Raw genomic sequence first — 26,067 nt, forward strand, 5'->3', positions numbered from 1 at the left:
GTTGCAGCCAATCTGCTTTGCTTATTAAAGATTTGAATCTCGACATGCTTTGCTCTCCAATTTGATCAGGTCTGGAGAGTGCATGAAATTAATTGCCGTTCATAGGTGGTAGCGCTGGACGCTTACGCTGCTGTTGTAACCCCAAGCGGATCCAAAAAGCGAGCCTTGAATGTACGGAAAATGATGCCCGGTAGTGTCGTTGTATTCCGTGCGCGAGTGGTGCAGACTCATTGCATGGCCGGATTCATGCAACAGAAATCCGTAGGTATCGCCGCCCGTACTTGATCCAGACCCGACAATACTGACTCCATTGCCAATCCACGACAATTTATTGACCGCCGATGAGGTATTGTCGACGGCAATAATGGATGCGTAGGTAACTCTGTTGAGACTCATATCACCGCTTGATTGATGTATTGCGTAAGTTATATCGTTGACGGCGGAGACCATTCTGCCCGTATCTTTTATGTCACTCTTTGAAGTTGCCACGTAGGCAGGTATTCCCGGATTCCCTGACTGCGGCGGCATCACAAAAAATGGACTGACAAATTGACCTAATGGATGATTAACTACCGTGATTGACCCTGGCCATCCGGCTGAGATTTGCTGCTTTTGCTGATCGGTCATTTTCATGACACGTTCGCTGTTTAAATCAAGACCAGTATTGGCGTTGGTTGCGCCGAAAAGTACGAACGGCAATATCTGCATATTGAGTTCAGTATTTGCACCTACGCTAACGGCCGTGGCTGTCGCTCGGCTATAGTTATCACTCGAGACGTTGACTGACATCCCCGGCGTCACCAGATTAGCAGGAATGGTCGCGCTCCAAATATTGGCGCCATACGCCGCATCGCCGCCCTCTGTGGCAGGAAGTTGGGTTGGCGGATTTAGGGGAATGCTTTTGACTAGGGCTTGGTTACTCCACACCTCCAGCACAGGATTTTTTATATCAGTTTGTCCAAATTGAATTAGGGCTAGCGTAGATCTCTGCCCCGCCAAAATAAGAGGGACGCTACCGATGGTCGTTGGCCATGAAATCCCGCTGGGTGGAATCACGTGCGTCTGGGCAAATTCGACCTTTGTAACCACGACAGGCGGGTTGGTACTAGCCACGTTCGCTCCACCAGAAGAACTTGTCCCTGCATTGGTGGACGCTGAACTAGCTCCAGCGCCACCTGAACCGCCACCAGAGCCGCCTGCACAGCCCGCCAAACCCATCGAGCCAAGCGCCAAAACGACCAATAGCTCCGCTGATGTCTTTTTAATTAGGCGCTTCCTATTCGGTGCCCGCGATGTCAGTTCAAGACCAAATTTGTAATACATATCAATTCCCTAAAATTTTAAAAAATACGGCTGGCCCTGCATTACCAAGACAGAATGCAGGCCAAAAAAAAGATGGCGGTTTGTTTTGAACACAGCGCCATCGTGTCACTATTTATCTTCCTTGCTCATCCCATCACTGCAGCGAATCGCTCAAACTCCGTTCACGCACTATTACGCGCAAAATGGCACTTCCAACCCAGCATGTTGACTTCAAGTATTTAACAAATTACTGCCGACATTAAATCAAATCCCGATTTTTTTTCATACATGACTTATGTCTCTTAGGTCGCTTAACAATCTAAATATTGACGGCTTTATATCCCCAACTGTGATGTCGGAATGACTCAAAATTCCAGTGATTAATCACTGGAATATCGTCATTGCTGACTCGTTGGCACACGTCTAATAGGCATCAATGTATGCAACCAACTTCAGCCTTACCGGCATAAATTTAGTCTCCACTAAATCGATAGCATCCAAACCACGATTGTTAATTGCCGCACAATTACTTTGAGTCTAAGTAAAGTTAATTCGACAATTTTCAGCTCTTCTTCCGCGCACGCACAAAACAACAGACGCGACAAATGTCGCATTGTGATTCTTCATTGATGCATTGAAACTGAGAAGGTACGCGACGGAAACGTTAATTCCTGAATGCATGAGGAAGCGATGCCTAAAATTCACACCTAACAAAGTCAACCAAAAAAAATTGCGTGAATCGTCGTCGCTGGATTGATTAAAACCGGAGCTGGTTGCAATCAAAAAAGCTAGCCGAGTGAGAAGTGTGAATACCAAGCGGCTCAATTAGATGGTGACATCACGATGCCGAACCGTAGCTTTTGTGGCAGCAGAACCAGTAACAGGATTGAACCTTTTTGCCTGATTAAATAATTTAGTTGAACCAACCACAGAAATAAATTTGTATGCAAATCTTCAGCAAAACGACTAAGGGAAGCGAGACCGTTTTAGAGCGCGATTTCCCACTTCCAAGAAAATTCAAAGCCTTATTGCTAGCGATTGATGGGAAGACGGACATCAGTATTTTTGAACGCAATTTGGATGCTTTTGGCGATGTGCGCGCAATGTTGCACACCCTGCAAAAAGAAGGCCTAATCACGCCAATAAATTCAGTCACCGATTCCAAGCCCCCAAAGACTGCGCGCGATATTGCCAATCCCGTTGAGGCTAAAGAATCGATCAGCGAACTACTACCAGCGCGCGACAAAAATTTAGCAATGCGAGCTGTCCCATCACGTTTTGGTAAGAGTCAACAGAACGTATCGGCATACGTCGATCAGCATCAAACGCTGCATGCTGCTGTCAACGCAATGGAGCTTTTTCTGCTCACTAATTGGACTGATGATTTTGATTGGGCGATCAAAGAAATTAAGGAAATTGATTCGATAAAACAATTAGCTCAAATGTGGGGACGATACAAAACGCTGGTTCAGCCTTTGAGGGAAATTGGGCAGGCTCACTTATCAGAAATGCGACAGATTCTAAAAAAAATATAATTGAACTTGATTGACGAAATGAACCCACCTCGCACCATTCCCCCTTGCTCACAGCGTGTATTGAAATCCACAAAGTCTGCCTCAATGACTGACTTTTTTTGGTGCGATTTTCGGATCAGCAGAAACGCTGGATTTGATCTCACTCGCAACCAGAATTCTTTGCAGCAGCACGCAAAAAAGCACAGAGGACGCAATGGACTAATGCCTGCGGCCCTCATTACAACGACACCGGGCCGCTGATGAAAAACCATTCACTCGCATTAATCATTCAAGTGGAAAAAGCCATGCTCGACCTCGTGCAGGTGCCGATCTCACATCGGTTGCGATTTTCCAGTGGCATGCAAGACGCTCTGACCGGTCTGCTCAATAGCAGCGGCAGCATGCTACGTGCTCGTCTGGCATTGAGTTGCGGTAAGGTCATTGGATTGTCGGACGATGATTGTGTATGTATTGCGACCGCTGCAGAACTGCTACATAGCGCTTTATTGATTCATGATGACATTCAAAATAATGAGCAAGTGAACCGCGCGCTAGCGCGCAACTGGCAAAAATTCGAAACTAATTTAGCGGTAAGTTGCGGTGATTTATTTTTGTCTGCGTCATTTTGCGCGATTGCTAAAGTAAGCAAGCCTAGACTCATCCCAATACTCTTAGCACGGATGAGCCAACTCGCATCGCAAGCCATCTACGCACAAAGCGCAAGTCAGACTAGTCGCTCCAATCGAACCGACCTCGATACCTATATCGAGATCGCCCGCGCTAAATCTGGAATGCGCCTGTCCTTACCGATGGAACTCGCGTTATTACTCGCAGATAAAAAAGGCCGAACAGTTGAATTAGCTCAAACCGCGTGCATGGATTTTGCGGTCGGGTTCCAAATTTATGATGACTTAATTGATTTCATTGATCACTCACCACCACTGATCCAATCGGCCGACAGCGAGCCCAGATTAAATATTGTCTCTATCTTTGATTATTTGAATCAAAAAATAGAACAGCCGCCAAATCCCATTGCTTCTGCCACCGATTTTGCATTGCGTTACCTCGACAAGGCAAGCAACGCGCTATTTAATTTGCCATTCAAATCCGGTTCTTTATTGGAAGGATATATACGGACCTTGGAATGCGTTCTTGGCGCGCTGACAGTGCAAGGAATTCCACAATGAAGCCATTTACCCTTTCTAAACAAGTCGAAAAAATCACGACTCGCATACACACGCAGGCAGATGTATTACTGAAGTCATTTTGTCGCCCCGCGCATTAGGCAAACTAACCTCAACCGTACAGCAAACATGGCCAACATAACTATTCCAGCTTCCTCGGACTACCCTTTAATTAGAAAAGGTAAAAACGTTCGCTGGGCCAAGAGATTACTTGGGCAAAAGCATGCGCTGCGAGTGACCAGACTGTACTATTTTTTTCGTTATATCCGTTCTATCGCAAATCAAAAAAAATCGGTCGTACTGGCCAGGCGCCAGATCATGAAAATTAGAGTAGCGATTTTGTCCAATCACACCAACGATTCGATAATCGCGAGTGGCTTAGAGTTAATCAGGGAATGTTCGATAAAAAGAAATACCGCGCTGGAGCTAGTGGCCGGAGTGAGCGCCAATACAGACTTGGTTCGTATCACCGACATGAATTCCCTACTGCGCTATTGCTATCGAGTCGCCGGCACGGTTGGATTAATGTTGTTTGGGGTACTCGATACGGACCAACACGCGGCAAGCCCCTACGCGATTGATTTAGGCATCGCGATCCAACTGACAAAAATTTGCAGAGATATAAAATCCGACGCCATCGCCAACAGACGCTACCTGCCCGGCACCTTGGTGAAAAACATGCCGCCGCAAAAACTCATTAAGCCCGCAGATTCTGAACGAATACTAGTAAAAAACGCTGTGCTGTGCGTTTTAAATCAAGCTGAAAAATACTATCAAAGTGGCGAGCGCGGATTATCCTATTTGCCCTTGCGGGCAAGAATATCAATTCTAGTCAGCACCCGCTTATACCGCGAGATCGGACGCGAATTAAAAAACAGGCAGTGCGAATACTGGCACGAGCAAGTCATCGTCTCGAGATATAAAAAGGCATTCATCACACTGACTGCTTTACTTTCTATCGCTTGGAATCCCAAATTTTGGCGACATCCAGCCAAGCATGAAAGTCATTTGCACACACCACTCATCAATAATGATTCCAGCGATCTAGTACTAGTTCCGGATTACATCAAGTACCGTTGGATCAACGCCTTAAAGGATAGTCGCTAATTCAAATCATTAAGTAGTGCTCGGGAGAAGAGCTAGTCAGTTCAACTAGCAGCTCATTTTTTAAAAGTAGAAACGACCAAGTAAATAAATTGAAAGTGCGCCTGTGTTGAAGCGCTCATTAAATCCAAATTAGTAACGATCTACCTATGAAAATCAAAATCGGTGCGACTCGTTTCAACATCCTGACTCCTGCAATTAAACTATTCACGCAGATGACTTTCTCAATGAAAGCCATCACCATTTCAATAGTTTTTGTGCTTCCAACATTGCTGCTAAGTGGCTATTTAATCACCGATATCTCAACTAAGTTATCCCTCATCAAACGTGAACAGCTTGGTCTTGAGTCCGCGCGCGCTTTGCTGCCATTGATTGAAATTACTGAATTACAACGACAACGAGCAGTGGAGTTTGGCGTAACAAATGCACCGATATTAGGCTGGGATACGGCACAAGCATCGTATCAAGACGTGCAACAGCACTTTAAAAAAAACGCCAAGAGCTCATCGGAGACATTGTCGACCCAAAAATGATTGAGGCCATTCCAGAAAGTTTGCCCGCTCAACCTATCAATGCTACTGACCCGAGTGATGAATTGGCTTTTTACACTCAAATAATCACGAGCCAGTTAGACCTTCTGCAAGCCATCGCTAGAGATTTCGGCCTCGTAAGAGACCCTGATATTGCCGTTAATAAGCTTGCCCTGATTAGCCTACAACATATTCCATTGATTCTCGATATAACTTCGTATGCACTGGCCGATAGCAAGCACATATTTAGCAAGCGGGAAATCAATCCGCAACAAGTGCGCTTGATCTCGGATAGATTGCCAATGACAGAATATCTTGAGGCGCAAGTTCAAGAGAATGCCCTCGCGGCTTCAAAAAGCAATGAAAGTGTGAAGACGTTGCTGGATAAGGAGCTGCCAACCACATCAGAATTTCGCGGTCTTGCAAGGCATTATTTTCTGATGGGTGACGTCAACGGAAATCAAGATCGTTTCAGTCAAACAAGCGAGAAAACCTTTACAAATTATTTGGAATTGCAAAGATCAACATTGGACAAGATCGGTGAGATATTGAACCAGAACAGCAATACCTATTTATTCCAACGCAATATTGTCATCGCCCTCACGATAATTTGCTTAACCTTAGCGGCATATTTATTCACCGCTTTTTATTCCGTAACGAAAAGCGGCTTAGCATTAATCAGCTCGCACTTACATCAATTATCTCAGGGCGATTTACGATTCTTTCCTGAGAAACCCAAAGGTAGAGATGAGGCCGCCATGGTGTTGTTGGATTTACGGGCGGCCTATGAATCACTCCATGCGTTAATTATTAAAGTACGCAATGAAGCGGCATCTCTCAGAATGACGAGTGCTTATATTTCAACGCGCAGTATTGAAATTTCAGACCGGTCTTCGCACACCAGTCAAATTTTAGAATCGCAACTATCGACCACAAAGACTATTTCTAGCAACGTCGCACAGTCCGCCCAACGAACAGAATCGGTGGCAAATTTTTCGTATGAAAATGCCAGCGTAGCGGCGCAGGGCGGAAAAGTGATTGATGAAGTTGTTGAAACCATGGAAGGAATTCATTCTTCATCTAAAAAAATTGGTGACATCATCGGCGTGATTGATTCGATTGCATTTCAAACCAATATTTTGGCCTTGAATGCCTCTGTCGAAGCAGCCAGAGCAGGAGATTCTGGACGAGGCTTTTCAGTCGTCGCCTCCGAGGTTCGCAATCTGGCACGTCGGAGTTCCGACGCCGCATCCGAAATTAAGAAATTAATTTCTTCGAGCGTGAGCCAAGTAAATGAGGGTTCCAAAACCGTAACCCGGGCCGGTGACAGAATGAAAGCAATGGTCGAAAACGCCAACACCATCAATCAATTTTTGGAAGAAATATCTGAATCGGCAGTAAGTGAATCGAGGGAACTTGAATCAGTCAGCATTTCTATCGATGTTCTCAACGAAGAAACCCAGTCCAATCTGACTATGATACAAGAGACAAAAGTCGCTGCCGATTCATTGCTAAGTCAGGCTGACATGCTAGAAAAGGCAATCTCCAATTTTAGAGTCCAATAAGAACAATCAGCCCGCCAATTCATTATGTATCTGACCGTGGGCTGACCAATAACGCGGGTATATCAATATGGAAAGCAGAAAGATCGGTCGGTTAGTTTCAGCATCTCAAGTAAATCTCAAGTGGGAATGCGTCATACGCAAAAAAATAAAGGTGCATAGCAACGTCAACATCAAGTAACTCGCGCGCCGTGGAAATGGTGGCTAAGTCGGTGAACATTTCGCCTTGCAGCAGACGTCCGCCCTATCTCGCACTGCTGATTCGAAATGGGTCATCACAAATAACACACGAGTTAAATAACGACTTTACAGGCTCGCCTCGACCTTTGCATTGACCTTTCGATCAGTCGGCGCAACCTCGTTGTGACGCGTACCTTGTACCAATATTTAACCACAAGACCAATAAAAAAAGGACTTAGGCATAAACCTAAGTCCTTAATCTAAGTGCTCAATTCTGGTGGGCCTCCCGTGAGTCGAACACGGTACCAACGGATTATGAGTTTGCCAGCAAGACCGCGTGCCTAGGGCAATCAACGGAAAGTAAGCATTGGTTAGGTGAGCTTATCTGAAGTAAATAGTAAATTGGCCTCTGAAAAAACGAGTCAACCATTTTTTGTTTAGTTAAAAAACTAAAACAAGCCTCCAATATGGCAGTTAAAAATTTCTTTTGATATATACGAAAGGATATATTTGCCAGTGCACAACAATCCGCATTTTTTATATTGTTCGGTACCAGACATAAAAAGTCGCGCAGAAATTGAGTTGATTCCCCCCCTCAAATAATAAATCAATCGACTGAATTAATCATTTGACTTAATAATTTTACGCACTTAGAATTAGTCAAAATAAAATCAGGAGACCGTTGTGGGCATCAAATATCCGACATCAGAACAACAGGGGCAAGCTAGGGCCGGCCTAATTCCTTCCCTTGAGTATCGTGATTTAATTGCTTATGGATTGGCATACATTTCGCCAGTAGCGCCGCTACTTACTTTTGGGCTTGTTTGGGGGGCATCCGGTGGCTTGATTGCGTTGGCTTATTTATTGGGTGGTCTGTGCATGTTTTTTACGGCCAAGAGTTATGCGGTAATGACAGAGCATGTTCCCAATGCTGGGTCAGTGTATGGCATAGCAAGGCATTGTTTGGGACCGCTGCCTGGATTTATAGCTGGCTGGATGGTGTTGCTTGACTACCTGCTTATTCCCTCGCTGTTGTTTGTGCTTATGTCTATCAGCATGGGAACACTAATTCCTCAATTTGACCGCTCAGTCTGGATTTGCTTATTTGTTTTTGCATCCTTAGGCATCAACTGGTTCGGAGTAAGGTCATCGTCAAAGATCAATATCATCTCGGTGGCAATTCAGTTGCTGATTGTGTTTTCTGTCATCGTATTGGGAGTGCTCGTTATCTATCAGGGTAGCGGCGCAGGCAACATGAGTTTGAAGCCTTTTTACGCGCCAGAATTATTTTCAATCAACAAAATTTATACTGCCACATCAATCTGTGTGCTGTCATTTTTAGGTTTTGATGCGATCTCAACACTGTCCGAAGAAGTCAAAGGCAACGATAAAAAACTCGTCGGCAAAGCGATCGTGCATGTACTGTTAATCAGCGCTAGTTTGTTTGTGCTCACCACGTGGGTGCTTGGCAATCTGATGCCGGGATTGCATATCAAAGATGAGGCTGCTGCAATTTATGAAATTACGGCGCAACGGTTTGGCCCTATGTATGCCGTAATATTGGCTTGGTTGGTGGCCATTATTGTGGGATTTACCAATGCTATTCCCATGCAAGTTGGTGTGGCACGAGTGTTATTTGCCATGGGCAGAGAAAAACAGGTGCCAGTTATTTTTTCAAAAATTCATAAAAAATACGGCACGCCTTATGTATCGATGATGTTTACCACCCTGCTTTCTCTGGCAATCGCCATCCTCATGCGCAATCAAATCGAATTACTAACTTCATTTGTAAACTTTGGTGCGCTGACGGCTTTTCTGTTTTTACATCTGTCCGTGCTTATTGAATTTGCGTGGCGGCGCAAAAGCAAGCAGTTTCTAATTCACTGGTTTATTCCATTGGTTGGCATGCTGGTCGTCATTCAAATTCTGACAGGCATGCCGGATTCAGCACTGCGTTTAGGTAGCGTCTGGTTTTTGATGGGCATAACTTATGGGCTGTATCTTCATCTTAAAAACCGAACAAGATTAGCGGTATAAAAACGTCGTATTATGCCTGTTATTTGCCAGCAACCAAGGCCTGCGCGGCCTTGATCAGATGCTTGATGGAATTGTTGGAAATAGCTTCATCAGTACCAACCAAATGTTGAAGAATAATGCCATCCATACCCGCCACCACAAACCGAACCAGATCAGCAATATCAATATTGGATGGCAGCTTCTTTTTAGTGAGTACGTGTTGAAATGCGTTTTCGTACAACTTGCAGTAAGAGTCGTATTGGAACTTAGCCAGCGATAATGTTTTAGGATTGCGTATGGTGTACAGCGTCAATTCGTATTGCAGTATCTGGATTTCACGGGTTTTTAAAATCAATTTCCACGAATTGCTAATGACGTTCTCAATACAGGTATTAATATCGCGCTGCTGAGTTACATCAGCACTCAATGCGTGGCTCATTTCAGCAATAATCATTTCTAATGCCCCAATCAGTAAGGCATCTTTATTGTCGAAATAGTAGTGCAGAGTCGCCAGATTTACATCTGCTTTTTCGGCAATTTTTCTGGTGGTAACTGATGCTAATCCGGTTTCAATTAATGCTTCAATTGCACCACGGATAATTTGTTCTTTTAACTGCGCTCTTTTTTCAACTATGCGTGATTGTGCCATTCCAACTCCACTATTTTATTGCGACCCAACGGTCATTATTTGTTGTGCGATTGTATCATGAATTAATCAAATGATTTAATCGATTGACTTGAAAATAAACATTCCTTAACATCGATACGAATTCTTACTAACAGGATGATAGCCAAGTATGGCAACAATTACTACTTGCCCCAAACCTTCGCGATTCAGCGCGAATAAAGGACATAACAATGCAGCAAAATTTGGATGAATTGACCATCAATAGCCAGCGTTTGTGGAATTCTTTAATGGAGCTTGCCAAGATCGGCGCCACCGCAAAAGGAGGCAATTGCCGTTTAGCCTTAACGACACAAGACAAAGAGGGACGCGATTTAGTCGTGGGATGGATGAAGCAGGCGGGTTTAAATGTAAGCGTGGATCAGATTGGTAATATTTTCGGCCGCAGAAATGGCACGGATAATTCACTTCCACCAATCATGACGGGCAGCCATATCGACACACAGCCAACTGGTGGAAAGTTTGATGGTTGTTATGGCGTGTTAGCTGGCTTAGAAGTTATCCGCACCATGAATGAACGTAATGTAACAACCAATGCACCATTGGAACTGGCAATCTGGACTAACGAGGAAGGCGCACGCTTTGTACCTGTCATGATGGGTTCGGGAGTATTTGCGGGAAAATTCACTTTAAAAACGGCCCTTGATGCGCGTGATCAGCAAGGAATTTCAGTACGAGAAGAATTGCACACTATTGGCTATGCTGGAGCCGCTGCCGTAGGCGATCGAAAAATCGGCGCTTATCTGGAAGCCCATATTGAACAAGGTCCGATACTGGAACATCAGGAAAAAACAATTGGCGTGGTCACAGGCTCACTTGGCGTGCGCTGGTATGACGTGGAAGTGATTGGCATGGAAATGCATGCCGGCCCGACACCGATGGAAATCCGCAAAGATGCGCTGGCAGGAGCGACGCATATTATTCAAGAAGTTATCCGCATTGCGAATAGTTTTGCGCCTCATGGTCGTGGCACTGTTGGATCTATGCAAGTCCATCCGGGTTCGCGCAACGTCATTCCTGGCAAGGTACACTTCACTGTCGATCTACGGCATTTAAATGAAGTGACATTAGCTCAAATGGATAGCGAACTACGCGCAGTTTGTAGCAAAGTAGAGCAACGGCAGAGCCTAACAGTGCACCTAAAAGACGTTCAGTATTTCCCCCCTACACAGTTCGATAGCGTGTTGGTTAATCAGGTTCGGATCAGCACTGTTGCCGCTGGATTTTCTAACATGGATATGGTCACAGGTGCAGGCCATGACGCTGTATATATGGCGTCAGTTACACCGACCGCAATGATATTTGTTCCATGCAAAGACGGGATCAGCCACAATGAAATCGAAGATGCCAAGCCAGAACATTTAGCCGCTGGTTGTCAGGTGTTATTTAACGCGATGCTATTGTCATCGCACAATTTAGCGTGAGAAAGTAATGCCAACGTAGTACAAACTCATTAAGTTCTGATGAGATTAGCAGCCGTTTGAACTATGTAAAGCAAATTATCTATTGCTTATTTTTTAGTGCATTACTAAGTCGTACGATTGACTTATTTATTATATTTAAATTAAGGAAAACCTATGTCTAACATTGAACAATTACCGACCACAAAACTACAACACCAAGATGCCAATGCGCATTTACATCCCTTTGCCGACTACCGACTGAAACAACAACAGATTTCGCAAATCATTGTTAAAGGTGACGGTGTGTATGTTTGGGATTCAGAAGGTCATTGCATGATCGACGCCATGGCTGGTTTATGGTGCACCAATGTTGGATATGGTCGCAAAAGCATCGCCGATGCCGTTCATAAGCAAATGCTACAACTTTCGTTTTACAACACTTTTTTTCACACCACACATTTACCCGCGATTGAGCTGGCAACCAAGCTAGTAGAAATTTCACCGGCACAGTTTAATCACGTATTTTTTGTTGGCTCTGGCTCAGAAGGCAATGACACCATCGTGCGTCTGGTGCGCCATTACTGGAACCAGAAAGAGCAACCAGGCCGACAAATCATCATCAGTCGGCAGAACGCCTATCACGGCAGCACGATGGCGGGTGCTTCACTCGGCGGATGGCCAAGTATGCATAAACAAGGCGGGCTACCAATCCCGGGCATTGTTCACATTGGGCAACCATCGTATCTGGAAGGTGGACAAGGCAAATCTGTCGAGGAATTTGGTCTTGAAGCAGCATCCTGGTTAGAAAATAAAATCCGTGAACTCGGACCAGAAAACGTGGCCGCATTTATCGGCGAACCCGTACAAGGTGCCGGTGGCGTGATTGTTCCTCCGTCAACTTACTGGCCTGAAATTCAACGTATCTGCGATAAGTACGGCATTTTGCTGGTAGCCGACGAAGTGATTTGCGGATTTGGCCGACTGGGCACATGGTTTGGTTGCGAAGCTTTGGGATTCAGACCCGATCTGATCACGTTTGCCAAAGGCGTCACATCAGGATATGTGCCGTTAGGCGGCGTGCTGGTCGCTGATCGGATAGTTGATACATTGGCTGAAACTGGCGGCGAATTCAATCATGGATTCACGTATTCAGGCCACCCAATTGGCTGTGTAGCTGCGCTGGAAAACATTCGTATTCTGGAACAAGAAAATATTCTCAATCAAGTTAAAAACGAGACGGGCCCTTATTTTCAACAAAAATTAACTGCGCTTAACGCACATCCGCTAGTGGGCAATTCTGGTGGCATCGGTTTCTTGGGTGGCTTCAATTTATATAAACATAAAGGAAGCACTGTCCACGATCACATCCCGTTCAGCACAAGCGACAACGCCGGCAATCTGGCACGCGCCAATATTCTGGCAAGCGGAGTCATCGTCAGGCTGATGCCTGGCGATCGCCTATTGATGTCACCACCGCTCACATTAACGCGCAAAGAAATCGACGACACGTTTAACAAAATTACTCAAGGTCTGGATAAGACTTATGAGCAATTAAAACAAAACGCGCGTGAGCGCACTGTAGTTTGAAGTAGACGCAAACGTAATAGGTTGCGCGATTAATCCACTAGCTCTAATCGATTAATAGCGCAGCTCAAAGAGGCAATCAAAGTCGCAAATGCAGCCAAGAAGTTCAAGTCAACCAGCAGGGAATGTAAATCCAATAAACCTTAAAGAAATTATCAACAGGAGATAGTAAATCATGGCAATTCGACAGTTGAATTATCGTTGCGCAGCGGCAGTAACATCTGCTCTGGCAACGCTTTGTCTTTCCTCACCGTGCATGGCACAAGAACTAGCCAACGCGGATAATGACGTCAAAAAAGAAGTCCCGGCACCAGCATTAAAAAACACGGATCAGATTCAAACCGTAATTATTACTGCCAATAAACGTAAAGAAGACGCCAGCAAAGTTCCGCTAAGTATTTCTGTAGTTGGAGGTGATGAACTGGAGGCGCAACATATCAACGACTTTGCATCAGCAACCCGTGCCATTCCTAATATCTCTTTCTCCGGCGGAGGTGGTGGCGGTAATGCTGGTAATGGCCCCGGTTTATCAAACGTAGAAATGCGCGGGGTCAGTTCAACCGCTGGTTCTGCAACTGTGGGGATTTATTTAGACGATGTATCTATGACGGTTGGTAATGCCTATAGCATGGGAAGCGCTGAACCGAAATTTTTTGACTTGGATCACATTGAAGTGTTGCGCGGTCCGCAGGGCACGTTATATGGTGCAAGCTCAATGGGCGGCACGGTAAAATTTATTAGCAATCAGCCGAATCTTCAAGAGCGATCCACATCTATCGCTGCCGATGTTTCATCGACATCCGGTGGAGGAATCAATCATACGGAAACAGCTATTTTTAATGAGGCTCTGATTGCGAATGAGCTGGCATTGCGAATTGGCCTCCAGTCCGCGCATAAAGGTGGATATATCAATCAGGTCGATCCAGTTAGCGGAGCAACCATTGCCAAAGGGATTAATTCTGAAGACGATGAAGTAGCTCGTCTGGCCATGAAATGGGCGCCAACTAAAAATTTGGCAATCACACCTTCGTTGTTTTATCAAAAAGTAAAATCAGGCGATATCGATGTTTCCTATACCAAGTTAGCGGATGGAACCACGCTGCCCAATAATGAAACACCAAAAAAAATCCGCGAACCCGGCATAGATACGTTAATTATTCCCAGCTTAACGATTAATTATGCTTCCACGATTGGTGATATCACGTCAGTAACCAGTTATTTCAAACGTACCTTCAGCCGCACCCAAGACGGCACCACAGTCAACGTTCCCTTTATTGCCAGCCAAGTGCAAAATGACCCTGCCTTAACAGCAACGGTCGCGGGGTTAACCTCGGCCGTATATCTGGATAACGCGATTTCTCAGTTCTCACAAGAAGTGCGGCTTGCTTCGAAATCGTACGATCCCAGTGTCTCGCCATTCACTTGGGTAATTGGCGCTTATGCCATCAATACGAACACCAGAATTGTGGACAATGAACCCGTATTTGGCATCAACGCTGCATTTACCCAAGCAGGAAAAGATATTACTAGCGTGACCGATCTTGGTCCTTATGCCGTAACGGCAGGATTTCCCGGGGATAGTTCTTATCATGCTTACCGCACTTATCACGATGCACAGCAAGCTATTTTTGGTGAGGGTAATTACTATTTTTCACCGACCGTACACTTTACAACCGGACTCCGATTTTTGCAGGCCAAGGAAGTTGCGTTCACAGATAGATCGTTATTTTTTACTAGCGATGGTACCAATAACGGCATAGCAAAAATCACGCAAGAAATCACCGAGAGCAAAGCAACACCTAAGTTTGCACTGACGTGGGAAGTGAATCCTAGCAATACGCTGTATGCCTCCGCCGCAGAAGGGTTTCGTGTTGGGGGTACCAATATTGCTGTTCCGCTGGGATATTGCCAAATGACGACAGCTAACCCCCTATCCTATCAATCAGATTCATTATGGAGCTATGAAATAGGCAGCAAATCACGCTTCCTCAACAATACTTTGTCGATGAATGCCGCGCTATTTCACATTGATTGGAAAAATCTTCAGCAACAAATCTACGAATCTGCTTGCGGTTATGAATTTAACGTCAATGTCGGGAATGCAACCAGCAACGGCGGTGAGTTTGAAATTAAGTACAAACCAACAGCACAGTTAGTAATTGATTTAGCAGGTGGATTAACGCATGCCACGTTATCTGACAGCGCGGGGGCCAATTCCGGCATTACAGGCGCAGTAAAAGGTGCATCGATTTACGGCGTGCCTAAATTTAATGCAGCACTAACAGGTCAATATAATTTCAACTTCAGCGAAGATAAATCCGGCTTTCTGCGTGCAGGCGCGCACTGGACCGGAACCAGTCATGGTTCGTTAGATCCATCTAGTCTTGACTATCAACGCCCGGCTTATGCCAATGTTGACGCAAGCGCAGGCTTAAAATTTGAAAGCTGGGATGTGTCGCTCTATGTCAACAATATCGCCAACAGTCAAAAAGTGATCCAGCGACCCATGGTGCAAAGTCAACCGAGTGAAGTGTACCGTCTGACACCAAGAACAATAGGATTCACCGTAAACGGCAATCTGTAAAAAATTGATTGAGTCAGATAAGAAAGGGAGCATCTCCCTTTCTTTTAAAAGTAAAACTTAACACTGCAGCGATCAACATTACACATATTCATACTAAATTTTGTCCACAACCAAATCAGCAAAAGTAAACATCAGTCAAAGTAGAGATAACGCTCTATACCTAGCCAATATTGCAATACAAACTCAAGCCGATCAAGTCGTACCTCAGTTCAGATATGAATTTAATTAATGAATCTACGGCAAAAATCTCGCTTTTCCGATGACGTCAAAAAGCGTAGATTGCGCATCTAATCGCGGCTTGCTGCAGGATATACGTTTAAACGCAGAGAAAAAATGACCATGACTTACCCAACACAGAGCAATAAAACCACTGACATTATCAATAAACAACGCAGAAATTTAATGCAACTTGCCGCAATGGTGGCCATGTATCCGTTAACCGGATGTGGTGGCGGAGGTAGCGCTAATGCAGAACCCGCTCCAGCACCAACCCCATCACCCGCACCTGCGCCAGCATCCAAGTTTTATGTACCCGATGAAAACACACCACATACGCGCACGTGGATGGCATGGCCTGCCAGCGATATTATCTGGGGTTCGCAACTTGCAGGCATCCAAACCGATATTGCGCTGTTAGCACGCACCATCGCCAAATACGAACCGGTGTACATGGTGGTCAACGGCACAAACAACGCGAGCATTGCACAATCGATGATAGGAACTACCCCATTCCCTGTCACGCTAATACCAACTATTGCCAACGATGATTGCTGGATGCGCGATACCGGTGCTGTATTTCGCAAAGATGGCGCAGGTAATTTGAATTGCTTTGGTCTGAATTTCAACGGCTGGGGCAATCATCAAACGCATGCTAATGACGCCTTGGTGGCCAAACAGGTCGCGGCTTATTTAGGGTTAAATTTTACGGCATCAACCGTGGTCGGCGAAGGCGGCGGCGTTGTAGAAGATGGAGAAGGTACGTTGCTAGCCAATGAAAGCAGTTGGGTCAATGCCAATCGCAACCCCGGTTTGACACGTGATCAGATTGAAGCAGAATTATTAAAGCAATACAGTGCAACCAAAATGATTTGGTGCAAAGGAGTTATTGGTCAGGATGTCACTGACGACCATTGCGATGCCACGGTCATGTTCACCCAACCTGGCACAGTCGTAGTGCATGTTCCAGATGCGGCGGATAACGACGCATTTGCAGCTAATGCCGCGCAATGGCTGCAAACATTAAGCACCTCTACCGATGCTAAAGGACGCGCTTTTAATATCATCAAACTGCAAGCCCCAAAAGCGGCAACAGCAACCACATTAGCTAGCTATATCAATATGTGCGTGACTAATAATGCGGTGATCAATGTCGCCATAGGCGCAATCTGTAACGATCCAGCCAAGGACGTTGCGGTCAAAGTGCAATTGGCTGCAGCCTATCCCGGACGAACTGTGGAAATGCTGAATCTGCCAACCTTATACGGTAGTGGTGGTGGCGGAATTCATTGCGTTACACAACAGCAACCTGTGCCTTAATCTATCCATATAAAGTCAGCTCAAAGAGCTGACTTTACTTTTTGATCATTACAAACCCGATTTAAATTTAGTAAAAGTGCGTGACCCCATGCGTAACAGGAACGGACTAACTTTGCCCTGTACATCCATCGCCAGAATTTCGGCTTCAGAAGGGAATATGGTTGGATTATTTGCAATCGAAGGAGTGACAAATTTCCGACCAGGCAAATTGGGATTTGCGTACAACAATTTATTGGTCAACGCTGCGTGCACTTCAGGTCTCATGATGTAATTCATAAAAATATGCGCGTTCTTTACGTGCGGCGCGTCTTTAGGTATCACCATCGTATCGAAGAACATTACACCGCCCGACTTAGGCATCAGCGGTTTGATATTCTGCTTATTCACCATCATTGTCGCTTGACGCTGTGCACGATTTAAATCGCCCGACCATCCCATCGACACGCACAGCGAACCATCTTCCAAATTACTCATATAGCCAGTCGAACTAATCAGCGTCACATAGGGCCGCACGGCTGCCAGCATCGTTGACACAGCATCATAATCTGCCTGTTTGGTTGTATTCAATGGAAGGTGTAGATAATGTAGTGCAGCGGGAATCACTTCTGAGGGCGAATCTAAAAATGATACGCCACATGATTTAAGTTTGGCAGCATAACTGGGATTAAAAATCAGATCCCAAGCATCGTCCGGCATCGGAGTAGAACCAAGCGTGCGTTTAACCAAGTCGACATTAATGCCTACCGTGATATAACCCCATAACCACGTCACCATGAACTTATTATCTGGGTCAACTTTTGCAATTTGCGATTGCAACAATGGATCTAAATTTTTTAGATTAGGTAACAAACTCTTATCAAGTGGTCGCAACAAACCGCCATCGGCCTGCATACGCGCCCAACCAGATGAGGACATCACCACATCATAACCAGTGCGCCCCGCCATCAATTTGGCATGTAATATTTCGCTACTATCAAAGACGTCATAATTGACTTTGATACCAGTTTCTTTTTCAAAGTTAGCGATAGTATCTGGAGCGATATAATCTGACCAGTTATAAAAATTAAGCACCTTTTCTTCTTGCTGCGCATTCACCGCAGAAGCGGTAAAGAATACGATACCAAATGCTGTCACAGCCAACATGGTTTTTATTTTTTTGATCAATTCCATTTCTAAGCCTTCTAACTAATTACTATTAACTTAATCACTTACAAATGTCAGCGCAATTAAATATGTAAGTTATTGAAATTATTTGAGTACCAAACCGCTTCATTGTTTACATCTGACCGGACTTCCCATTACGCCCGACCAGCTGCAAATTTCAGCGACTTACTTTAAAACTTGGTAGACAAACTTACTCCAATGATTCTCGGTTCAATTCGATATACTTCGCCTAACGTTGATTGCACAATCGGGCGTTGAATGACTTTGTCGTTATTAAGCAAATTCTTAACAAACAAGGTTGCGTCCCAATTATTCCAAGATATCCCTGTGCTAGCATCAAACGTGTTGTAAGCCGGACGAATATAATCGGGATCGACACCGCCATTTGGTAACAAAGCGAATCCACCATGACTACTTCCAACCCAGCGCGCCGCACCACGCACAAACCCGTAAGCATCTTCACCCAAGTTAAAATCATATTGCGCTGTCAATACAGCATTAAACTTTGGCACACCCGGAATTGATTCACCTTTAACCGCGCCATACAAACCTGCATTGGCTGCATTACTATTGTCTAACACAGCATGTGTCACGCCACCGGATAAACCAAGCAAGATACTCTTGACTGGTTTTACTTTCAGCTCAATTTCGCCACCATAACTCGTCGCATCACCAACGTTAATGTCGTAATTAAAATTACATGCCAGCGTAATATTTTGCTGCATACTTTTCCACTTAACATAAAAAGCTGATGCATTTAGCGCAACCGTATTGTTCAAGAAACGTGACTTATCACCTACCTCATAACTCCACAGTGAATCCGACTTATAGCTAATCGGACTAGGTTGTGTGAGCTTACATACCGATACTGGAATGGGTGGATTTGCACCACCAACCCGAAAACCTTCAGCCGCCGAAGCAAACAAGGAATCCGTCGGCGAGACTTCCCACGTTAACGAAACCTTCGGTGTAGCCTTGGTGCCACTCGATTTCACCTCACTTGGTGGATAACTGCCACTGAAATACAACGACTGGCTGGTATCGTACGTTTGTGCAGCGTGCAGATAACGCAAACCGGCGGTGGCATGTAAGGTCGGCTCAAAATAATAATTCATCTCGCCAAACAAAGATTGCTGCGTATCCAAAACTTTATATTCGCCATGAAAGGTATTATCGCCAGGAAATCCGACTGGCAAAGCACTTACCAACACATTAGGATCGGTTGGACTGGCTCCATATTGGGCGAACGTGGAATTAATACCAAGGATTGGATCATTTTCAAAAATGTTGGTATGTTCACTAGATACGTATCCACCCACCAACCAAGTCACCGGTGAACCACCAGCTTGATATGGTTTAGAAGCGATGCGGACTTCTTGTGAATATTGTTGGATTTGATTTTCAAGTTTAACTACCGAAGGCAACACTGCAATGGCCGATGCCAGTGCAGGATTACCGATAATGTAATTGTTACCCAGTACATTGCTATTGGTAAAAGATCCGTCTTGATGACGTTGAAAATTACGCTTAAAAAAGCTCGATACAGACGTCAAATCACCAAAGCCCATTTCATAATTTACCGTCAAACTCGGCACGAGCAATTCATCCATACCGGGTTCCCGCACCATTTTACTGATTTGATAATTAGGTAAAGCAATACCGGTAGGTTGATTATTGGTGATCAACTGAGAATATGAGACATCGGTATCGCCAGTTTTTACCTTTTGATAAAACACAGAGGGCGTCAGCGTAAGCTCTTTACTTGGCGCCCATTTCATTGCAAAGCGCACTACCCCGGCATCTTGCCAATTAATACCAGATTCGGTCACTGCGCCAGTACCGTTGACCAAATTAATAAAGCCACCTTGATGTTCACCAGATACGCCAAATCGCAATGCCAATTCACCAGGAATTAATGGTTGGTTAAATACCGCATTCGCGTTGTAACCCACACCACCACCCTTGATTGAAGAAGCTTCGGTATAGATTGTCGTTTCACGTTCTTTTAAATCAGGTTGGTTAGTAATAAACTTAATCGTTCCGCCCATGGAACTCGCGCCATACAAAGTTCCTTGCGGCCCACGCAATACTTCCACCCGATCCAGATCAAAAAATTTCGGTTCGGCGCTCCCCATACTGTATTGGTTAGATACCGTCATCGAAATATCATCCTGATAAATGCCGACCGTAGCTGAACCTGCAGAGGAACTAATTCCGCGAATTTCTATATTAGATAAACCTGGTCCATCTCCAGCATCACCACCACCGCCCCCACCAGAAAACGAAACATTGGGTATTGCACGAGTAATGTCTGCATAATCACCAATATGTTGTGCTGCCAACTCTTCGCCGCCAATCACGCTGATACTAATTGGTACTTTGCTGGCGTCTTCCTTACGTTTTTGCGCCGTCACAACGACGCTTTGAATCTCACCTGATTTTTCAAAGGTAACTTTACTGGCAGGTGCTGAGTTGGCGTCTTTTGAGGGTGCTAGCGGAGTTTCTTGAGCGCGGCTTACCGTTGCGATAAACGTACTTGCCACAGCCAGTAGAGACACTGTACTTCTGATCGATTTATTATGCCTATTCATTTTTAACATCTCCTGAAATAACTATCTTGTTTTTTTATGGATGAAGTAATGCACGCAATAAAAATGTGCCTAAATTTTTCTTTGCAAGTCAGGACGCACTAACACGCCGTCACTGGTTTGCAGAGTTGAATACATCTCGGGGCGACGATCTCTGAAAAAGCCCCAGCTCTGCCGATCTGCACGTATCGCATCCAAATCAAATTGATGTATCAATATGGCTTCGTCAATTCGATTTGCTTCGGCCAGTTTTGCACCGGTGTGATCAGCGATAAAACTTGACCCATAAAATGTGCCAGTCAAGCCAGCTTGCTGTGGATTACCGTTACCGATGCCAGTTTCGCTACCTATCCGATTAGCGGCTACTACCGGCACCATATTGGCCGCTGCATGACCTTGCATAGTCCGTTGCCAATGACCTGCTGTATCCATGTCAGGATTTCCGGGCTCTGACCCGATAATGGTTGGAAAGCATAAAACCTCTGCGCCCATTAACGCCATACTGCGCGCTGTTTCTGGATACCATTGATCCCAGCATATCGCTACACCAATACGACCAAAGCGCGTATCCCAAACCTTAAATCCGGTATCACCTGGAGTAAAATAAAATTTCTCTGTATACCCTGGTGCATCAGGAATATGCGTTTTACGGTATTTACCCAAGATGCTGCCATCGGCATCCGCAATTGCCACAGAGTTGTAAGCGGTATTGCCAGCTCGCTCAAAAAAACCTATCGGCAAAACAATGCCTAACTCCCCCGCCAGTGCAGCAAAATAAGCGAGCCGCGGATTGTCCTCAAACGGTTCTGCTAACTCTAAATGTGCGGGATTTTGATCCAGACAAAAATACGGCATCATGAATAACTCTGGGCACACCACCAGATTGGCTCCCATCGCTGCAGCCTGCCGAATTAAACGTTCAGCACGTTCCACATTTTTTTTAAAATCCCAATCACCTGAGCTCATCTGCACAGAAGCAACGGTAATAATTCGTTTTGTCATAGTCGACCTCAATGATTAGCTAAGATTGCAGTTCTGCAAAAGGTTACCCAACATGGGATGTTGTTGTGTAGAGCAATGCGTAGCTCCGCCGCCTAATGAAATGGCATCCACGGGTAGCAGCTCAACAACTCTGTCAGGAAAGGCTTTAGCAAAAACCTGTTTGGCTAATTCATCTTGTGGCACATTAAATGCCGTCGAAATAACGGCACCATTCACCAAAATATAATTGGCGTAGGAGTCACAAAACCGGCTTGATCCATAGTTATTTGCATTACGGGGAACTGGAAGATCGAGTATTTCAAAACGACGTCCACGAGCATCAGTTGCCTGCTCCAGCACACGCCGATTGTCTAGCATCAATTGATAATATTCACCCATATCAGCGTCCGGCAAATTGAATAAAATTTTGCCGGGCGCGATAAATGAAGCGATGCCATCAATATGTCCATTGGTTTCAACTTCAGGAGGATAACCAGGCAGCCAGATAATTTTTTGCACGCCTAACATGCGTATCAATTCTGCTTCAATCTCTTTACGATTCATTGTGGGATTACGGTTTGGGTGCAATAAACAACTCTCCGTTGTTATCAACGTACCTTGGCCATCAACATAAAATGAACCGCCTTCCAAAATCATCGCCGAACGAGTGATTGGTATGTGCGCTAACCCGGCAATATCATCGGCAAGTTTGGTGCAGCCATCGTACGGCGTGTATTTTTCTCCCCACGCATTAAACTCAAACGCAGCCGCCATCTGGCAAACATGATCATCGTTGACCAAAATAATTGGCCCGCAATCGCGCAACCAGTTATCTTCCACTGCCAGTGCGACTACCGTCACCGTTGGCCCGCACATACGACGCGCTTCCTCAGCAAGTGGCGCGTAGGCGGTTACGATGCAACGTTGATATTTAGCGATTGTTTGAGCCAGCAATGAAAATGCCTGACATACAGCTTGGTAATGATCACCCCAGAGCTCTTCTCGGTTCTCATACACTGGCCAACCGAGCCAAGTTGCTGCCATTGGCTCCCATTCGGCAGGCATGCGAAAACCATCTCGTCGGCAATCAAAATCGTTGTGTTTCATCCTTACTCCTCACGTTATGTTCTTGGTGAGGGCATACTAAGATGAATTTTATTGATGGGAAAGCGACTAAATTTGCGTCAATTAATCAATTTTTCTCATACCTCAAGGAGATGAAATAATAATTAATTAACAAAAAACCTAAACTCATCTGATGAGTATGTATCCATAACGGGGCGAAATTGGCCTGCCATTAATGCGAATCTGTCGTGCAAAAACACTGCAGAAATAACACTCACTTCAAATTGCTCTGTGCCAATAACCAATCGACGGTTTCAATCACGATGTCAGCGCGCGGCTGATCTGCAATGCGAGAGATCCACCAAGTGGTGCTGGGGACGCGCGGATAATCGCGCAGAATAACCAAATTACCACGCTTGATTTCATCGGATGCTAATAAAAATGGAAGGCACGCTATACCGCGTCCTCGTATCACCGCATCCAAAAGCAAACGCTGATCATCGTACAAAGCAGATTTCTTAAATCCGTTTAATTGATTACGAAAAATACTGGCAATCTCGTCATTGGTCAGACTTTCTTCCAGACATACCAGAGTGGTTTCACGATGATGTTTTTCTATCGGAATACCGGCTAGTCGCTTGGCAGATAGCGCATTTGCCACCACGACCCACTCGTCCTGTAAAAAAGGAACTTCTACTAACCCGGCTTGCTGAATCGGACGATTGCTTATCATAATATCGACATCATCTTCGTCGATATAGCGCGCCGTTTCATCTACCGACAACACCGGACATAAGCTAGGAATAGCCAGTTGCAACTGCTCGATACGAGATTGCAACCAACCATGCAAAATAGGTGCTGGGCAAACAATCGTCACAATGCCAGGATTCAGATAGGTTTCAATTCTGCCTAAGCCACTTTTCAGCGATTCCAGAGAACGAAGCACACTCCGCTGCAATACTTCGCCAGCTACTGTCAATTCCACTCCACGGCCAGTACGCCGAAACAAGGGCATACCAACTTGCTCTTCTAATTGCAAAATTTGGTGGCTTACAGCAGATTGAGACAAATGTAACTCATCTGCGGCACGTGAAAAATTACCCAAACGTGCCGCTGCCTCAAAACCAGAAAGCAATCGTAAAGAAGGAATTCGCATAGTTATCGGAGTGTGATTAAAAATATCTTTGGGAATGCCCAATGATTGCAGAGTGTGAATTTTAACGATACCTTCAATAGCTATGCATCGCCGTTATTTGCCACTTAACACGCAGCACAATCAGGCTATTTTATTGAAAATGATTATATCAACTATTAAGTCAGTCGATTGAACTAATAACTTAAGCAACTTGAATTGAGCTTTACCAATTAAATTTCATCCGCTGCAACTACTTCTTTTACGAAAATCGTTACTTCATCAGTCAGAGTTAATCCCAATAATCCAACGTCAATGCTTCATACAGATATGAGAAATAGTGATGAATCCTCGCTAAAGAATTCAACTTTGTCCATTTCTGTTTATGTCAATATCAATCAAAGAAACGTTTTTTTCTTAGATATTTATTTTCAGTAGCACCCAATACGGTTTTAAATTTTTGCAGATTTTGATTACGAATATGACCGTTATCCTCTGTCGCCAATACCTTGCGACATTTTTTAAAACGTAAAAATACCTCTTTAAATTGAGGTAAAAAAAGGAGATAGGCATGAATGGAAGTAAGCTCATTAAAAATCAATCACGACGGAACTTTGTCAAACTCGCAGGCGCAGGTGTGGCAGGATTAGCCGCAACCGGATTTATTGGAACCACGTACGCAAGCAACATCATAACTACCGCCACAACTGGTAATTTTTATGTACCCGATGAAAATTTACCGCATACCCGCACATGGATGGCATGGCCCTCAAGCACAACGATTTGGGGATCTAGCCTGCTCAAAGGCATACAAACAGATATTGCCCTCATCGCGCGCACCATCGCAAAATACGAACCCGTATACATGGTTGCCAATGGCACCAGCAATGCAACGATTGCAAAAAACAAAATCGGTACGACAACCTACCCTGTCACCATCATTCCGACCATTCCAAATGACGATTGCTGGATGCGCGATATGGGAGTTATTTTCCGTAAAGATGGATTAGGCAATCTGAATTGTTTTGGCCTGAACTTCAATGCATGGGGTAATAAACAAACGCATGCGCATGACGCTACCGTCGCAAAAACAATGGCAGCCTATCTGGGAGTCAATTTCACAGCAGCATCTGTAGTAGGTGAAGGTGGCGGTGTAGTCGAAGATGGCGATGGCACATTACTAGCCAATCAAAGTTCATGGCTAAATCCCAACCGCAACCCAGGAAAAACACTCGCCCAGATTGAAGCAGAATTATTAAATCAATATGGTGCGAAGAAAATGATTTGGTGTACCGGCGTTATCGGACAGGACATTACTGATGATCATTGCGATGCTACAGTTCAATTTACTCAGCCTGGCACTGTTATCGTCCATGTTCCAGATCCTGCGGATAGTGGCGATGCCTTTGCCGCGAACGCAGCACAATGGCTAAGCACATTACAAACAGCGACCGACGCCAAAGGGCGGAGCTTCAATATCATTAAAATGCAAGCACCTAAAGCGATTAATAGCACCATGTTATCGAGCTATATTAATCTGTGTGTTACTAACGGCGCAGTCATTGAAGTAGCGATGGGAGCACTGTGCAATGACCCAGCGAAAGACATTTTAGCCGTGAACCAACTAATGGCAGCTTATCCGGGAAGAAAAATTGAGATGTTAAGTCTTCCAACCTTATATGGACAAGGCGGCGGTGGAATTCACTGCGTAACACAACAGCAGCCTGTTCCATAAATTTGCTAAATATTTTTAAAATAATGGCAGTGCTTTAACCCTTCTTCCATCATTGGTTGAAGGTGTTGACGCGCATCCAAAATTGACCATGTGGGGGTGCGGATAAAATCTTGGACTACTTTTGGGGGTAGTCCATGTATTCATACGAAGAACGCCTTAGGGCGGTGAAACTATATATTAAGCTCGGCAAGCGCTGCAAAGCCACAATCCGCCAATTG

Annotated in this window: 18 protein-coding genes; 11 read left to right on the forward strand and 7 right to left on the reverse strand. The window is 44.9% G+C overall.

Translation table 11 applies throughout. The features are described 5' to 3' along the window. Positions 1-99: 99 nt before the first annotated feature. Positions 100-1,323 (reverse strand): M66 family metalloprotease, encoded by a 1,224-nt coding sequence (locus E2I14_RS18505; RefSeq protein ID WP_133331316.1) that lies wholly within the window; start codon positions 1,321-1,323, stop codon positions 100-102. A gap of 923 nt (positions 1,324-2,246) precedes the next feature. Here E2I14_RS18505 and E2I14_RS18510 point away from each other — a divergent pair. The 6 genes from E2I14_RS18510 (at position 2,247) to E2I14_RS18535 (ending at position 9,413) form a co-directional block, all read left to right on the forward strand. Then, positions 2,247-2,837 carry a hypothetical protein gene (locus tag E2I14_RS18510; RefSeq protein ID WP_133331318.1) on the forward strand — a complete coding sequence of 197 codons (591 nt, stop codon included), beginning with the start codon at positions 2,247-2,249 and terminating at the stop codon, positions 2,835-2,837. 239 nt (positions 2,838-3,076) lie between these two features. Beyond that, complete coding sequence (locus tag E2I14_RS18515; protein ID WP_133331320.1) at positions 3,077-4,003, forward strand: polyprenyl synthetase family protein; 927 nt, start codon at positions 3,077-3,079, stop codon at positions 4,001-4,003. Positions 4,004-4,129: 126 nt separating this feature from the next. Continuing rightward, positions 4,130-5,107 (forward strand): phytoene/squalene synthase family protein, encoded by a 978-nt coding sequence (locus E2I14_RS18520; protein ID WP_133331322.1) that lies wholly within the window; start codon positions 4,130-4,132, stop codon positions 5,105-5,107. A gap of 146 nt (positions 5,108-5,253) precedes the next feature. Next, positions 5,254-5,637: a hypothetical protein gene (locus tag E2I14_RS18525; protein WP_133331324.1), complete on the forward strand. Its 384-nt coding sequence runs from the start codon at positions 5,254-5,256 to the stop codon at positions 5,635-5,637. Further along, positions 5,634-7,199 carry a methyl-accepting chemotaxis protein gene (locus tag E2I14_RS18530; RefSeq protein ID WP_133331326.1) on the forward strand — a complete coding sequence of 522 codons (1,566 nt, stop codon included), beginning with the start codon at positions 5,634-5,636 and terminating at the stop codon, positions 7,197-7,199. The genes E2I14_RS18525 and E2I14_RS18530 overlap by 4 nt, the downstream gene beginning before the upstream one ends. 861 nt (positions 7,200-8,060) lie before the next feature. After that, a complete protein-coding gene (locus E2I14_RS18535) occupies positions 8,061-9,413 on the forward strand; it encodes an APC family permease (protein WP_227544811.1) in 1,353 nt (450 codons plus the stop codon). 19 nt (positions 9,414-9,432) lie between these two features. On the opposite strand, the gene E2I14_RS18540 is transcribed toward E2I14_RS18535, so the two are convergent. Continuing rightward, positions 9,433-10,041 (reverse strand): TetR/AcrR family transcriptional regulator, encoded by a 609-nt coding sequence (locus E2I14_RS18540; protein ID WP_133331328.1) that lies wholly within the window; start codon positions 10,039-10,041, stop codon positions 9,433-9,435. Positions 10,042-10,250: 209 nt separating this feature from the next. On the opposite strand from E2I14_RS18540, the gene E2I14_RS18545 reads away from it, so the two are divergent. The 4 genes from E2I14_RS18545 to E2I14_RS18560 all read left to right on the forward strand — a co-directional run bounded on the left by E2I14_RS18545 (position 10,251) and on the right by E2I14_RS18560 (position 17,184). Then, positions 10,251-11,501: a Zn-dependent hydrolase gene (locus E2I14_RS18545; RefSeq protein ID WP_133331330.1), complete on the forward strand. Its 1,251-nt coding sequence runs from the start codon at positions 10,251-10,253 to the stop codon at positions 11,499-11,501. Positions 11,502-11,654: 153 nt separating this feature from the next. After that, complete coding sequence (locus E2I14_RS18550) at positions 11,655-13,067, forward strand: aminotransferase (RefSeq protein ID WP_133331332.1); 1,413 nt, start codon at positions 11,655-11,657, stop codon at positions 13,065-13,067. Between the two features lie 172 nt (positions 13,068-13,239). After that, positions 13,240-15,648: a TonB-dependent receptor gene (locus tag E2I14_RS18555; RefSeq protein ID WP_133331334.1), complete on the forward strand. Its 2,409-nt coding sequence runs from the start codon at positions 13,240-13,242 to the stop codon at positions 15,646-15,648. Between the two features lie 333 nt (positions 15,649-15,981). Next, a complete protein-coding gene (locus E2I14_RS18560) occupies positions 15,982-17,184 on the forward strand; it encodes an agmatine deiminase family protein (RefSeq protein WP_133331336.1) in 1,203 nt (400 codons plus the stop codon). Between the two features lie 48 nt (positions 17,185-17,232). On the opposite strand, the gene E2I14_RS18565 is transcribed toward E2I14_RS18560, so the two are convergent. From E2I14_RS18565 to E2I14_RS18585, 5 genes are all read right to left on the reverse strand, one after another. Then, on the reverse strand, positions 17,233-18,354 hold the full coding sequence (locus E2I14_RS18565; RefSeq protein ID WP_227544813.1) for an extracellular solute-binding protein: 1,122 nt from the start codon (positions 18,352-18,354) through the stop codon (positions 17,233-17,235). A gap of 164 nt (positions 18,355-18,518) precedes the next feature. Beyond that, a complete protein-coding gene (locus tag E2I14_RS18570) occupies positions 18,519-20,939 on the reverse strand; it encodes a TonB-dependent receptor (RefSeq protein ID WP_133331338.1) in 2,421 nt (806 codons plus the stop codon). A 69-nt stretch (positions 20,940-21,008) separates the two neighbouring features. Next, the gene (gene aguB, locus E2I14_RS18575) at positions 21,009-21,938 is read right to left on the reverse strand and encodes an N-carbamoylputrescine amidase (RefSeq protein ID WP_133331340.1); all 930 of its coding nucleotides are present in this window, start codon (positions 21,936-21,938) and stop codon (positions 21,009-21,011) included. 15 nt (positions 21,939-21,953) lie between these two features. Further along, positions 21,954-23,024, reverse strand: coding sequence for an agmatine deiminase family protein (locus E2I14_RS18580; RefSeq protein ID WP_133331342.1), 1,071 nt, complete (start codon positions 23,022-23,024; stop codon positions 21,954-21,956). A 232-nt stretch (positions 23,025-23,256) separates the two neighbouring features. Further along, complete coding sequence (locus E2I14_RS18585; protein WP_133331351.1) at positions 23,257-24,138, reverse strand: LysR family transcriptional regulator; 882 nt, start codon at positions 24,136-24,138, stop codon at positions 23,257-23,259. A gap of 547 nt (positions 24,139-24,685) precedes the next feature. Between E2I14_RS18585 and E2I14_RS18590 the strand changes: the two genes are divergently transcribed. Further along, positions 24,686-25,849, forward strand: a complete 1,164-nt coding sequence (locus E2I14_RS18590) for an agmatine deiminase family protein (protein WP_133331353.1) — start codon at positions 24,686-24,688, stop codon at positions 25,847-25,849. The last annotated feature ends 218 nt before the right edge of the window (positions 25,850-26,067 follow it).

The organism is Sapientia aquatica, assembly GCF_004358105.1.
GTDB lineage: Bacteria > Pseudomonadota > Gammaproteobacteria > Burkholderiales > Burkholderiaceae_D > Solimicrobium > Solimicrobium aquaticum.

What these genes read in the sequence shown, in the direction of transcription:
- E2I14_RS18525 (WP_133331324.1), top strand. Translation starts at nt 5,254, where the DNA reads ATGAAAATCAAAATCGGTGCGACTCGTTTCAACATCCTGACTCCTGCA.
- E2I14_RS18505 (WP_133331316.1), bottom strand. Translation starts at nt 1,323, where the DNA reads ATGTATTACAAATTTGGTCTTGAACTGACATCGCGGGCACCGAATAGG.
- E2I14_RS18510 (WP_133331318.1), top strand. Translation starts at nt 2,247, where the DNA reads ATGCAAATCTTCAGCAAAACGACTAAGGGAAGCGAGACCGTTTTAGAG.
- E2I14_RS18565 (WP_227544813.1), bottom strand. Translation starts at nt 18,354, where the DNA reads ATGGAATTGATCAAAAAAATAAAAACCATGTTGGCTGTGACAGCATTT.
- E2I14_RS18545 (WP_133331330.1), top strand. Translation starts at nt 10,251, where the DNA reads ATGCAGCAAAATTTGGATGAATTGACCATCAATAGCCAGCGTTTGTGG.
- E2I14_RS18540 (WP_133331328.1), bottom strand. Translation starts at nt 10,041, where the DNA reads ATGGCACAATCACGCATAGTTGAAAAAAGAGCGCAGTTAAAAGAACAA.
- E2I14_RS18555 (WP_133331334.1), top strand. Translation starts at nt 13,240, where the DNA reads ATGGCAATTCGACAGTTGAATTATCGTTGCGCAGCGGCAGTAACATCT.
- E2I14_RS18590 (WP_133331353.1), top strand. Translation starts at nt 24,686, where the DNA reads ATGAATGGAAGTAAGCTCATTAAAAATCAATCACGACGGAACTTTGTC.
- E2I14_RS18520 (WP_133331322.1), top strand. Translation starts at nt 4,130, where the DNA reads ATGGCCAACATAACTATTCCAGCTTCCTCGGACTACCCTTTAATTAGA.
- aguB (WP_133331340.1), bottom strand. Translation starts at nt 21,938, where the DNA reads ATGACAAAACGAATTATTACCGTTGCTTCTGTGCAGATGAGCTCAGGT.
- E2I14_RS18550 (WP_133331332.1), top strand. Translation starts at nt 11,655, where the DNA reads ATGTCTAACATTGAACAATTACCGACCACAAAACTACAACACCAAGAT.
- E2I14_RS18560 (WP_133331336.1), top strand. Translation starts at nt 15,982, where the DNA reads ATGACCATGACTTACCCAACACAGAGCAATAAAACCACTGACATTATC.
- E2I14_RS18580 (WP_133331342.1), bottom strand. Translation starts at nt 23,024, where the DNA reads ATGAAACACAACGATTTTGATTGCCGACGAGATGGTTTTCGCATGCCT.
- E2I14_RS18585 (WP_133331351.1), bottom strand. Translation starts at nt 24,138, where the DNA reads ATGCGAATTCCTTCTTTACGATTGCTTTCTGGTTTTGAGGCAGCGGCA.
- E2I14_RS18515 (WP_133331320.1), top strand. Translation starts at nt 3,077, where the DNA reads ATGAAAAACCATTCACTCGCATTAATCATTCAAGTGGAAAAAGCCATG.
- E2I14_RS18530 (WP_133331326.1), top strand. Translation starts at nt 5,634, where the DNA reads ATGATTGAGGCCATTCCAGAAAGTTTGCCCGCTCAACCTATCAATGCT.
- E2I14_RS18570 (WP_133331338.1), bottom strand. Translation starts at nt 20,939, where the DNA reads ATGAATAGGCATAATAAATCGATCAGAAGTACAGTGTCTCTACTGGCT.